The sequence below is a fragment of the Pseudoxanthomonas kalamensis DSM 18571 genome (assembly GCF_010211745.1).
In the GTDB taxonomy this organism is placed as follows: Bacteria; Pseudomonadota; Gammaproteobacteria; order Xanthomonadales; family Xanthomonadaceae; genus Pseudoxanthomonas_A; species Pseudoxanthomonas_A kalamensis.
In genome coordinates, this window is record NZ_PDWQ01000002.1 from 505,598 (window position 1) to 516,800 (window position 11,203).

Annotated in this window: 10 protein-coding genes; 5 read left to right on the top strand and 5 right to left on the bottom strand. The window is 67.8% G+C overall.

Annotated features, from left to right (window positions below):
- Positions 1 to 37 precede the first annotated feature (37 nt).
- Complete coding sequence (locus tag CSC70_RS06375) at positions 38 to 1,222, bottom strand: sensor histidine kinase (RefSeq protein ID WP_162455808.1); 1,185 nt, start codon at positions 1,220 to 1,222, stop codon at positions 38 to 40.
- 299 nt (positions 1,223 to 1,521) lie between these two features.
- Here CSC70_RS06375 and CSC70_RS06380 point away from each other — a divergent pair, with 299 nt between their 5' ends.
- From CSC70_RS06380 to CSC70_RS06395, 4 genes are all read left to right on the top strand, one after another.
- Positions 1,522 to 2,757 (top strand): efflux RND transporter periplasmic adaptor subunit, encoded by a 1,236-nt coding sequence (locus CSC70_RS06380; RefSeq protein WP_162455809.1) that lies wholly within the window; start codon positions 1,522 to 1,524, stop codon positions 2,755 to 2,757.
- 62 nt (positions 2,758 to 2,819) lie between these two features.
- Positions 2,820 to 3,512 carry an ABC transporter ATP-binding protein gene (locus CSC70_RS06385; RefSeq protein WP_162455810.1) on the top strand — a complete coding sequence of 231 codons (693 nt, stop codon included), beginning with the start codon at positions 2,820 to 2,822 and terminating at the stop codon, positions 3,510 to 3,512.
- Positions 3,513 to 3,524: 12 nt separating this feature from the next.
- Positions 3,525 to 4,685: an ABC transporter permease gene (locus tag CSC70_RS06390; protein WP_162455811.1), complete on the top strand. Its 1,161-nt coding sequence runs from the start codon at positions 3,525 to 3,527 to the stop codon at positions 4,683 to 4,685.
- A gap of 223 nt (positions 4,686 to 4,908) precedes the next feature.
- Positions 4,909 to 6,153 (top strand): ABC transporter permease, encoded by a 1,245-nt coding sequence (locus CSC70_RS06395; protein ID WP_425501528.1) that lies wholly within the window; start codon positions 4,909 to 4,911, stop codon positions 6,151 to 6,153.
- Between the two features lie 53 nt (positions 6,154 to 6,206).
- Here the strand turns inward: CSC70_RS06395 and dapA are convergent, their stop codons facing one another.
- Positions 6,207 to 7,109 (bottom strand): 4-hydroxy-tetrahydrodipicolinate synthase, encoded by a 903-nt coding sequence (dapA, locus tag CSC70_RS06400; RefSeq protein WP_162455813.1) that lies wholly within the window; start codon positions 7,107 to 7,109, stop codon positions 6,207 to 6,209.
- A 188-nt stretch (positions 7,110 to 7,297) separates the two neighbouring features.
- Here dapA and CSC70_RS06405 point away from each other — a divergent pair, with 188 nt between their 5' ends.
- Positions 7,298 to 8,398, top strand: a complete 1,101-nt coding sequence (locus CSC70_RS06405; protein WP_162455814.1) for an alpha/beta fold hydrolase — start codon at positions 7,298 to 7,300, stop codon at positions 8,396 to 8,398.
- Positions 8,399 to 8,406: 8 nt separating this feature from the next.
- On the opposite strand, the gene rarD is transcribed toward CSC70_RS06405, so the two are convergent.
- From rarD to CSC70_RS06420, 3 genes are read right to left on the bottom strand one after another with little or no spacing between them, the layout of a single operon-like run.
- Entirely contained in the window at positions 8,407 to 9,309 is a 903-nt protein-coding gene (gene rarD / locus CSC70_RS06410; protein ID WP_162455815.1) for an EamA family transporter RarD, read from the bottom strand.
- Positions 9,306 to 10,214: a drug/metabolite exporter YedA gene (gene yedA / locus CSC70_RS06415; protein ID WP_162455816.1), complete on the bottom strand. Its 909-nt coding sequence runs from the start codon at positions 10,212 to 10,214 to the stop codon at positions 9,306 to 9,308. The genes rarD and yedA overlap by 4 nt, the downstream gene beginning before the upstream one ends.
- 31 nt (positions 10,215 to 10,245) lie before the next feature.
- Positions 10,246 to 11,124 carry a bifunctional transcriptional activator/DNA repair enzyme AdaA gene (locus CSC70_RS06420; protein ID WP_343038775.1) on the bottom strand — a complete coding sequence of 293 codons (879 nt, stop codon included), beginning with the start codon at positions 11,122 to 11,124 and terminating at the stop codon, positions 10,246 to 10,248.
- Between the last annotated feature and the right edge of the window lie 79 nt (positions 11,125 to 11,203).

The following is an 11,203-nucleotide window of genomic DNA, read 5'->3' on the forward strand; positions in this document are numbered from 1 at the left end:
CATGCGGCGACGATAGCAGAGCCGTCGCCGCACCGACTCATGGCTGTGGCAGCGTTTGCGGCTCCGTCAGCGCGGCTTCGGCGTGCGCCAGCGGGACGATGGCCTGCAGCCGGGTGCCGCGGCCGGGGACGGATTCGACCGTCAGCGTGCCGCCGAGCGCTTCGATCCGTTCGCGCATGCCGCTCAGCCCGTTGCCCGGTTCCAGCGCGCCGCCGCGACCATCGTCGCTGATGGCCAGCGCGACCTGTCCCGCGGACAGTCGCAGCGTCACCGTGGCGCGGCCGGCGCGCGCGTGGCGCTGGATGTTGGTCACCGCTTCGCGCACGCACAGCGCCAACGCGGTTTCCAGCTCCGGCGGCAGGTTCACCGGGTCCAGTTCGTAGTCCAGATGCACGCCGTCGGTTTCCAGCAGCAGCCGCGCCGATGCCAGTTCCGCCGCCAGCCCGGCGGCACGGATGCCGCTGACCGCGCGTCGTACCTGCGACAGCGCATCGCGCGCTACTCGCGCCACTTCGTCGATCTCGCCGCGCGCGGCCCGTGGATCGCTCGACAGCAGCTTGCCGGCCAGTTCGGATTTCAGCGCCACCAGCGACAGCGTGTGCCCGAGCAGGTCGTGCAGGTCACGGCCGATGCGTTCGCGTTCGGCCAGTGCGGCCAGCCGCCGCACTTCGTCGTGGCTGAGCTTGAGCGCCGCATCCTTGCGCGCGACGTCGTACTCCACGTAGGAAACAATGCCGACCACTAGGGTCACCACCAGGATCGGCACCATCGCCGGCCACGGATAGCCCAGCCACAGGCCCTCGGCCAGCACCAGCGCATCCAGCAGCAGCAATACGATCAGATAGGTCCACAGCGAGCGCAGGCGCTCCGAATGCGGCAGCAGCACGCAGCCGAACACGAAATAGGTCAGCCCCGACGGATACCAGGGCATCAATCCCAATCCCAGCGCGACGATGCACAGGGCATAGCCGTGCACCGCGCGCCGCGACACGGTCAGGATCTTCGTGTACAGCCACAGGAACAGCGGATACGACAGCAGGGTCAACAGCCACCAGCGACGGTCGTAGCCAACCGGCGAGAACACCGGGGTGACGAACACCCACGCCGTCCACAGCAGGTGGATCATGTCGAACCATGGCGACTTGCCGTGCATCTTGCGGAACGCCGCCGAAGAATCCGGCGCCAGCGGGAACCATCGTTCGAGCAGTCCTGTGGAATTCATTGCATGCGGTCCGCTACGGCTTTCGGGCAGGTCCAGGCGCCACAATCCGGCGCAAACAGGCGTAATCGACGATACGCCTGCATTGGCAGGCATCCATGATCGCACCTTCGCGATCCGTCGCCTCCGGCACGCCGGCATGCTGCGCCGACGGCGTCACATCCTGCAGTCGGCGACGTCATGCCATTCGCATGACAAACCTCACCTGCACGCTCCCGCCCGCATCCCTAGACTGCGCCACGTGACCTGCGCGCCGTCCGCGTCCACACTGTGCGTTCCGCCATCCGATCCCGTCCTTGCCGATGAATACCCCCGCCGACCTGCTGAACGAGCTCCGCATCGACCGCAAACCGCCACCACCGCAGACCTCGCGGCGCGGTCTGTGGATCGCACTGGGCGTGGCCGTCGCCGTACTGGCCCTGGCGGCGCTGGCCTGGGCCTGGTTCAGCCGCGACACCGCGGTCGAGGTGCAGACCGCGCCGGTGGTGGCGCTGGGCAACGGCGGCGCCTCGGCGTCGGTACTCGACGCCACCGGCTACGTGGTCGCCCGCCGCATGGCCACCGTTTCGGCCAAGGTCACCGGCCGCGTGCGCGAGGTGCTGATCGAGGAAGGCCAACGGGTCGAAGAAGGCCAGCTGCTGGCCACGCTGGACCCGATCGACGCCGATGCCGCACGCGCACTGGCCACCGCGCAGCTGAGCGCGGCGCGTAGCCAGGTCGAAAGCGTGCAGGCGCAACTGTCCGAAGCCGAAGCCAACGCGCGCCGCCTGTCCACCCTGGTGCAACAGCAGCTGGTTTCGCGCGCGCAGTACGACCAGGCCGTGGCCACCCGCGACTCGCTGCGCGCACAGTTGCTGACCGCGCAGCGCAACGCCAAAGTCGCCGGCGAAAGCCTGCGGATCGCCGACATCGGCGTCGACAACACCGTGGTCCGCGCACCATTCGCCGGCGTGGTGATCGCCAAGGCCGCACAACCGGGCGAGATCGTCTCACCGCTGGCCACCGGCGGCTACACCCGCACCGGCATCGGCACCATCGTCGACATGGATTCGCTGGAAGTCGAAGTCGACGTCAACGAGTCCTACATCGGTCGCGTGCAGCCGGGCATGCCGGTGCAGGCAGTACTGAATGCCTACGCCGACTGGAAGATCCCCGCCGAGGTCATCGCCATCATCCCGACCGCCGACCGCAGCAAGGCCACGGTCAAGGTCCGCATCGCGCTGAAGACCAAGGATGCGCGCATCGTGCCCGACATGGGCGTGCGGGTCAGTTTCCTGGAAGCGCCGGAGGACGACGCAAAGCAGGAGCCGCAGGGTGTGCGCGTTCCGGCCGAAGCGATCGTCCAGCGCGACGGCGCGGACAGCGCGCTGGTCGTCGGCGACGACGACACCGTCGAAGTCCGCACGCTGAAACTGGGCCGCGAACTGGACGATGGCCGTCAGGTGCTGCAAGGCCTCACGCCCGGCGAAACCGTCGTGCTCTCCCCGTCCGACGAACTGCAGGACGGCGCCAAGGTGAAACCAGCGCCCGAATCATGACGCGCCGCACCTGCGGTTCGCGCCCCGCCCCGACCACTTACTTTCCACAAAGGTAAATCGCCATGTCATCCCTGGTCAGCATCCGCGATCTCACCAAGACCTACCAGCGCGGCCCGGAACGGGTCGACGTGTTGCACGGCATCGATCTGGACATTCCCAGTGGCGATTTCGTCGCACTGATGGGGCCATCCGGTTCTGGCAAGACCACCCTGCTGAACCTGATCGGCGGCCTGGACACGCCCAGCAGCGGCGAGATCGAGATCGAGGGCCAGCGCATCGACAACATGAACGACGCGCAGCTGGCGCAGTGGCGCAGCCATCACGTCGGCTTCGTGTTCCAGTTCTACAACCTGATGCCGACGCTGACCGCGCAGAAGAACGTCGAACTTCCGCTGCTGCTGACCAAACTGGGTTCGGCCCAGCGCAAGCGCAATGCGGAAATCGCGTTGCAGCTGGTCGGTCTGGGCGACCGCACCCGGCATCGGCCGAACGAACTGTCCGGCGGCCAGCAGCAGCGCGTGGCCATTGCCCGCGCCATCGTCTCCGACCCGACCTTCCTGATCTGCGACGAGCCCACCGGCGACCTGGACCGGCATTCGGCGGAGGAAATCCTCGACCTGCTGAAGATGCTCAATCGCGAACACGGCAAGACCATCATCATGGTCACCCACGACCCGAAGGCCGCCGAATACGCCACCCACACCCTGCATCTGGACAAGGGCGAGCTGGTCGATGCGCCAGCCGCCGCGCACTGACCGGAGGCCGCCATGAAATATTTCTCGCTGATCTGGTCGGCGCTTTTTCGCAGCAAGACGCGCACGTTGCTGACCCTGCTGTCGGTGGTCGCCGCCTTCCTGCTGTTCGGTTTGCTGGACTCGGTGCGGGTGGCATTCAATTCCGGCGGCAGCGTGGCCGGCGCCGACCGCCTGGTGGTCGCCTCGCGACTGTCGATCACGCAGATGCTGCCCTACCGCCTGCTACCGCAGATCGAAGCCACTCCCGGAGTGAAGCAGGCGACCTATGCCGCCTGGTTCGGCGGCATCTACAAGGACCCGAAGAATTTCTTCCCGAACTTTTCGGTCGGTCCCGGCTATCTTGAGATGTATCCCGAATACGTCATCGACCCGGCGCAGGTGAAGGCCTGGGAAGCCGACCGCACCGGCGCCATCGTCGGCGAAACCCTCGCCAAACGCTTCGACTGGAAGATCGGCGACACCATCCCGCTGCAGGCGACGATTTTCCCGCAGAAGGACGGCAGCAATGCCTGGCCTTTGACCCTGCGCGGCACCTTCAAGCTGGCCGACAGCAAGCGCAAGGGCGAAGAAAACCAGCTGATGTTCCACTGGAAGTATTTCGACGAGGCCAACCAGTACGTCAACGGCCAGGTCGGCTGGTACATGGTCAAGCTCGACAACGTCGATCACGCTACCCGGGTGGCCAAGGCCGTCGACGCCATCTCGCAGAATTCCGAACACGAGACCAAGACCCAGACCGAGCAGGCGTTCAACCAGGCCTTCGCCAAGCAGTTCGCCGACATCGGCCTGATCGTCACCGCCATCATGGGCGCGGTGTTCTTCACCCTGCTGCTGCTGACCGGCAACACGATGGCGCAGGCGGTCCGCGAGCGCATTCCGGAACTGGCCGTGTTGAAGACCCTCGGTTTCACCAACCGTACCGTGCTGGTGCTGGTGCTGGTGGAGTCGGTGCTGCTTATCGTGCTGGGCGGCATGATCGGCATGGGTCTGGCCGCAGTGATCGTGCCGATCGTCAGCGGTGCCAGCAACGGGATGATCTCCCTGCCCAGCATCCCGACCCAGACCTGGCTGGTTGGCCTGGCCCTGATGGCCGGCATCGGCCTGATTGTCGGTGCGCTGCCCGCAATGCGGGCGATGCGCCTGAAGATCGTCGATGCGCTGGCCGGGCGGTAGGAGAACAGACATGTCCTTTATCAAAACGTTTATTTATCAGATCGGCCACGTTCTGCATCTGATTCTCGGCTTTGGGAATGCACAACGAGGCCAACGAATCTCCATGTTCCTGAAGCAGCTGCCCCTTTGGCTGCTCGGACTGGGCGATGTCAATCGGGGCAGAAGATTCTTGTCCACTCTGACTGCGTTGATTCTGCTCGCCGCAGGCCTGGCCGCGTGGATCATGCTGCCCTGGCAGGGCGCCGTGATCGCGGCGCTGCTGCTCGGACTGTGGCTGGCCTTCACCCGCAGCGGGCGGCTGGCGCTGGCGGCCACCGGCATCGGCATCGCCAGCCTGCCGCAGCGCTGGGGCGCCTCGTCGGTGATCGTGGTCGGCATCGCCGGCGTGGTCGGCGTGCTGGTGGCCATGCTGGCGATGGGCGAAGGCTTTTCCGCCACGCTGAAGCAGACCGGCAGCGAAGACACCGCCATCGTGCTGCGCGGCGGATCGCAGGCCGAAACCAATTCGGTCATCACCCGCGACCAGGTGCCGCTGCTGTCGACCCTGCCCGGAATCGCCAAGGATGCCGATGGCCATGCGGTGCTGTCGCCGGAACTGTCGCAGGTCGTCAACCTGCCCACCGCCGGCAGCGGCGAAGACGCCAATGCGCAGTTCCGCGGCATCAACGAGGCCGCGTGGGCGGTGCGTCCGAAGGTGAAGATCATCGAGGGCCGCAAGTTCGAACCGGGCCTGCGCGAGATCGTCGTCGGCCAGGGCGCCAAGGGCCAATACCGCGGACTGGATGTCGGCAAGACGCTACGGCTGGGCAACCAGGACTGGACCGTGGTCGGCGTGTTCGCCTCCGGCGACGCGCACGACTCGGAGCTGTGGACCGACACCGAAACCCTGGCCTCGGCCTACAGCCGTCCAGCCTTCCAGTCGGTCACCGTGCGCACCGAGGGCAAGGCCGGCTTCGACCAGTTCAAGGCCGCCGTCGATGGCGACCCGCGCCTGAAGCTGGACGTGCTGACCACGAGCGACTACTACACCAAGCAATCCTCGGGACTTACCGCGCTGATCCGCATCCTCGGCACGGTGATCGGCACGATCATGGCGATCGGCGCGGTATTCGGCGCGCTGAACACCATGTACGCGGCCGTCGCCGGGCGCGCACGCGAGATCGCCACGATGCGCGCGATCGGTTTCCGCGGCCTGCCGGTAGTGGTGGCGGTGATGCTGGAAACGATGCTGCTGGCGCTGCTGGGCGGACTGCTGGGCGGACTGGTCGCCTGGGTGGTGTTCAACGGCTACAGCGTAGCCACGCTGGGCGCGAACTTCAGCCAGGTGATGTTCGAGTTCAAGGTCACGCCGGCGCTGTTGTGGGGCGGGCTGAAATGGGCGCTGGCGATTGGCCTGGTCGGTGGCCTGTTCCCGGCCCTGCGCGCCGCGCGGCTGCCGATCACGACAGCATTGCGCACAACAGTGTGATCCTACTCGGAGCCGGTGCTTGCCGGCTCCGCTGCGATACCGGCTGCGCGGGATCAGCCGTCCAGCAGACCGGCTTCGCGCAGCGCGGCTTCCAGCTTCGGTTGGTTGCCGGCGTCCAGTTCGGTCATCGGCAGGCGCAGGGTGCCGCCGCACAGGCCCATGCGCACCATCGCCCACTTGACCGGGATCGGGTTGGCTTCGACGAACAACTGCTTGTGCACCGGCAGCAGGCGCATCTGGATGGCCATTGCTTCGCGCACGTTGCCGGCCAGGGCCGCCATGCACATTTCATGCATCAAGCGGGGGGCCACGTTGGCGGTCACGCTGATGTTTCCCTGGCCGCCGCACAGCATCAGCGCCACCGCGGTGGCGTCGTCGCCGGAGTACACGGCAAAGGCTTCCGGCTTCTCGCGGATCAGCCACAGCGCGCGTTCGATGTTGCCGGTGGCTTCCTTGATGCCGACGATACCGGGCACTTGCGCCAGCCGCAGCACGGTGTCGTGCTGCATGTCGGCGACCGAACGGCCGGGCACATTGTACAGCACGATCGGCAGGTCGCCGGTCGCCTCGGCGATCGCCCTGAAATGGCGGTACTGCCCTTCCTGACCGGGCTTGTTGTAGTACGGCACCACCTGCAACTGGCTGTCGGCGCCGACCTGGCGCGCGTATTTAGCCAGGGCGATCGCCTCGGCGGTGGAATTGGCGCCGCAACCGGCCATGACCGATACCCGTCCGGCAGCCTGTTCGACCGCCACCCGGATGATCTCGCAATGCTCGTCGACATCGACCGTGGGCGATTCGCCGGTGGTGCCGACCACGCCGATGCAATCGGTGCCTTCGGCAACATGCCAATTGATCAGCTTGCGCAGGGTGGCGTAATCGACGCGGCCGTCTTCAAGCATGGGGGTGACAAGCGCGACGATGCTGCCGCGGGGACTGGCATGGGAAGACGTCATGTCGATACCGGAAAGTTGCAGGGTCTGGGGGAACGGGAGCCGCCAATTCTAGCGGTTAAGCCGAATGCAGCTGCGACGGCGGAACAATCGCGGCTGAATTGTCATCGTTTTGTCACCGTAATGCGATAGCGCCGGCGGTCGCGGGTGCGTAGATTCGCCTGTCCGTTCGACGACAACCCCCATCCCCCATGCTCCGCCATCTGCTGTTGCTGGCGTGCGCCGGCCTGTGGCTGGCCGGCCAGGCTTTCACCTCCGACTCGACCTCGCTCAGCGAGCGCATCGTCGCGCCCGGCGGCAGTTCGCCGCTGATCCCGCGCGAGCGGCTGGACGCGATGCTGGCCGCCCTGCCAAGCCGCAGCGGCCTGGTCGACACCCCGGCCGGGGTGCCGATCTTCTGGCGCGCCATCGATCCGGGCGATTACCGCCTGCACTACGCCTACTACCCTGCCTCGCCGACCCGTACGCGCGCCGACTTCGAGCTGGACTTCCTTGCGCCAGCCGCAACCGCAGCGGCACCGCGCGGAACGGTGATCCTGCTGCACGGCTGGATGATGGACGGCGATTCGATGCTGCCGTGGGCACTGCAACTGGCCCAGGCCGGCTATCGCAGCATCAGCCTGGACCTGCGCAACCACGGCCATTCCGGCGGCGGGCCGGCCGGTTACGGCACCCGCGAGGCCGAAGACGTGGCCGCGGTGATCGCCGCCCTGCGCGCACGCGGCGAGATCCGCGGCCCGCTGTACCTGTTCGGCGTGTCCTACGGCGCGGCGACCGCACTGTTCACCGCCGACCGCCTCGGCGACCAGGTGGCGGGCGTGGTGGCGATGGAATCGTTTGCCAATGCCGGCCGTGGCATCCGCGACATGGTCCCGCACATGCTGTCGGGCGATCCGAAGGGGCTGAAAGCGCAGGCGACCCTGCAACTGGCGCGCTGGCGCTATGGCGACCAGAACCTGGATGCGGTGATCGCCGCCGCCGACCGCAAGCTGGACGTGGACCTGGACCGGATCGACGTGACCGCCGCGCTGGCCGACACCCGCGCCTGCGTGCTGCTGGTGCACGGACGCAACGACCGCCACATCCCCGTCCAGCATGGCCGCGCGCTGGCGTTGGCTTCGCCGCGCGCGCGCTATCTGGAAGTTCCCGGCGAGGACCACCTGACCCTGCCGATGCGGATGGACGAACTGGGTCCGGTGGTCGATGGCTGGCTGGCCCGCACCGCCGGTGATGGCGACGGCGCCAGTTGTCCGCAAGCGCCGAAACGCCTGCCGGTGCCGCACCGGGTCTGAGCGTCGGCTCAGCCCTGCGCCGGCGCGATCCGCCGCGACCGGCGCAGGCCGTCAGCCGCGAACACTGCCAGCCCCAGCCAGATCGCGGCAAAGCCGATCGCCTGCGATGCATTGAAGGGCTCGCGCAGCACCAACACGCCGATCAGGAACTGCAGGGTCGGCGCGATGTACTGCAACAGGCCAACCAGCGACAGCGGAATCCGGCGCACACCGTAGGCGAAGCCGATCAGCGGGATCGCGGTCACCACCCCGCCGAACACCAGCAGCGCGTCGATGCCCAGGCCCCAGTCGCCGGCGAAACCGCCACCATGCCCACGTTCGCACCACAGCACGTAGCCCAGCGCCGGCAACACCAGGTACAGGCTTTCCACTCCCAGCCCGGCCACCGCATCCACCGCCAGCAACTTGCGCAACAGTCCGTACAGGCCGAACGACAGCGCCAGCCCCAGCGCGATCCACGGCGGCGCGCCAGCATGCCAGCCCAGCCAGGCCACGCCCAGCGCTGCGCAGGCCACCGCCAGCCACTGCACCCGGTTCAGCCGTTCGTGCAGCACCAGCACGCCCAGCACCACGTTGAGCAGCGGATTGATGAAATAGCCCAAGCTGGTTTCGACCACATGGCCGGCATTGACCGCCCAGATGTACAGGCCCCAGTTGAACGCGATCAGCAGGCTGCTCACGCCCAGCAGGGCCAGCGTGCGCGGACGCGCGACGATCGCGCGCAGCCAGCGCAAGCCATCGCGCAGCAGCAGCCAGCCGACAACCAGCAACGCGCTCCAGACGATCCGGTGGGCGATGATCTGCAGCGACGGCACCGCCTTGAGCAAGAGCCAGTACAGCGGCACCACACCCCACAGCGCGAACGCGCCGGCGGTGATCGCCAACCCCTTGCGGTCCAGCGCGGCGCTCATGCCGGGCGCCGCACCCTGGACAGGGTGATGATGACCACGCCGGCCAGGATCACCGCCATCGCGCCGAGTTCGTGGATACCGAAACGCTCGTTCGCCAGCCACGCGCCCAGCGCCACCGCGATCACCGGATTGACGTAGGCGTAGCTGCCGGCCAGCGCCGGACGCACGTGGTGCAGCAGCCACACGTAGGCGGTGAAGGCGACGATGGAGCCGAACACGCCCAGGTACAGCCAGGCCAGGGTGCCCTGCCAGGTCGGCAGCGTTTCGAAGCGCTCGCCGTGCAGCAGGCCGGCGATCACCAGCACCACGCCGCCACACAGCATCTGCGCAGCCGCGGTCATCGGCGGCGCCGGCAGATCGCGGCCGCGCGACCACACCGAGCCGAAGGCCCAGGCCGCCGACGCCAGCAACAGCAGGACCAGGCCGCGCGGACTGGCCGCCATCGCGCTGCCGGAATTCAGCCAGACCACGCCAACGAACCCGATCGCGATGCCCAGCCATTCGCCGCGCCCCGGATGCTGCCCGCGCAGGGCGCCGAACAATCCCATCCACACCGGCACCGAGGCCACCGCAACCGCGGCCAGCCCGGACGACACGCTCTGTTCGGCCAGCACCACCCCGCCGTTGCCGAGCATCAACAGCAGCACGCCCATCATCGCCACCTGCTTCCACTGCGCACGGGTCGGCGCCGGCATCCCGCGCCAGCGCAGGAAGGCGTACATTGCCGCGCCGGCGAACACGAAGCGCAGGCCGGATACCGCCAGCAACGGCGGATAGCCGCCTTCCAGCGCGAAACGGATGCCGAGATAGGTCGAGCCCCAGACCAGATAGACGATCAGCAGGGCGATCAAGACGGAAACGCCGCCACGCGAGGGCGCGGCGGCAGCGGGTGCGGGGGAGTTCATTCGGGTGCGCTACGGGAAGTGCGCGACGATTCTACGCCTGCGCGTCGAGCAATGGCGCGGCCGCCTCGTGTTCGCGCTGCAGCAGCTGCCGCTTGCGCGGCAGCCCCCAGCGGTAACCGCCGGGAGAACCGTCACCGCGAATCACCCGGTGGCAGGGCACGATGACCGCGATCCGGTTGCGGGCACAGGCGCCGGCCACCGCCCGTGCCGCCTGCGGCGCGTCCAGCTGACGGGCGATCTGCGCATAGCTGGCGGTCTGCCCCGAGGGAATCTTCATCAGCGCCTCCCAGACCCGTTGCTGGAAGCCGGTCCCCAGCAGATCGACCGCCACTTCGGCGCTGCCGCCAGCCAGCCGTTCGGCCACCGCGCGCAGGCGCGGGGCCAGGAAGTCGTCGCGGCCGGCGTCCACCCGCTGCAGCGTCGCCTGCGGAAATTCGGCCCGCAGCTTGCGTTCCAGTGCAGCACCGTCCTCTCCCAGTTCCACCGCGCAGATGCCGCGTTCGGTCGCGGCCACCAGCGCCTGGCCGAGCACGGTATCAACGATGCTCCAGCGGATCTCCACCCCGCGGCCACCGGCGCGATAGGTCGCCGGGGTCATGCCCAGCTTGCGCGCGCCCTGTTCGTACACCCGCGAAGGCGAGCCGTAGCCGGCGTCGTACAGCGCGCTGGTGACGTCGCTGCCTTCGCGCAAGGCGGTCTTCAGCGTGCCCAGCTTGCGCCGCGCCAGGTATTCGGCCGGACTGAGCCCGTAGCGGGCGCGGAAACGACGCTGCAGGTGCGAGGCGCTCAAGCCGGTGTGGCGAGCCAGTTCGGCAAGCGACGGCTCGCCACCGTCCAGCAGACGGCGGGCAGTGTCGAGCGGATCGGCGGCGGGGCCGGCCCCTATACCAATCCGACGCCGCCGGCGGATAGAAGGGGGGGGTGTTGGGGGGGGGTCGCTTGCGTATACGAGACAAGAACACGGGGACGGACGAGGGTGGAGTGTGTAA

Coding starts and splice junctions, on each gene's coding strand:
- CSC70_RS06375 (WP_162455808.1), bottom strand. CDS start 1,222: ATGAATTCCACAGGACTGCTCGAACGATGGTTCCCGCTGGCGCCGGAT.
- CSC70_RS06380 (WP_162455809.1), top strand. CDS start 1,522: ATGAATACCCCCGCCGACCTGCTGAACGAGCTCCGCATCGACCGCAAA.
- CSC70_RS06385 (WP_162455810.1), top strand. CDS start 2,820: ATGTCATCCCTGGTCAGCATCCGCGATCTCACCAAGACCTACCAGCGC.
- CSC70_RS06390 (WP_162455811.1), top strand. CDS start 3,525: ATGAAATATTTCTCGCTGATCTGGTCGGCGCTTTTTCGCAGCAAGACG.
- CSC70_RS06395 (WP_425501528.1), top strand. CDS start 4,909: ATGCTGCCCTGGCAGGGCGCCGTGATCGCGGCGCTGCTGCTCGGACTG.
- dapA (WP_162455813.1), bottom strand. CDS start 7,109: ATGACGTCTTCCCATGCCAGTCCCCGCGGCAGCATCGTCGCGCTTGTC.
- CSC70_RS06405 (WP_162455814.1), top strand. CDS start 7,298: ATGCTCCGCCATCTGCTGTTGCTGGCGTGCGCCGGCCTGTGGCTGGCC.
- rarD (WP_162455815.1), bottom strand. CDS start 9,309: ATGAGCGCCGCGCTGGACCGCAAGGGGTTGGCGATCACCGCCGGCGCG.
- yedA (WP_162455816.1), bottom strand. CDS start 10,214: ATGAACTCCCCCGCACCCGCTGCCGCCGCGCCCTCGCGTGGCGGCGTT.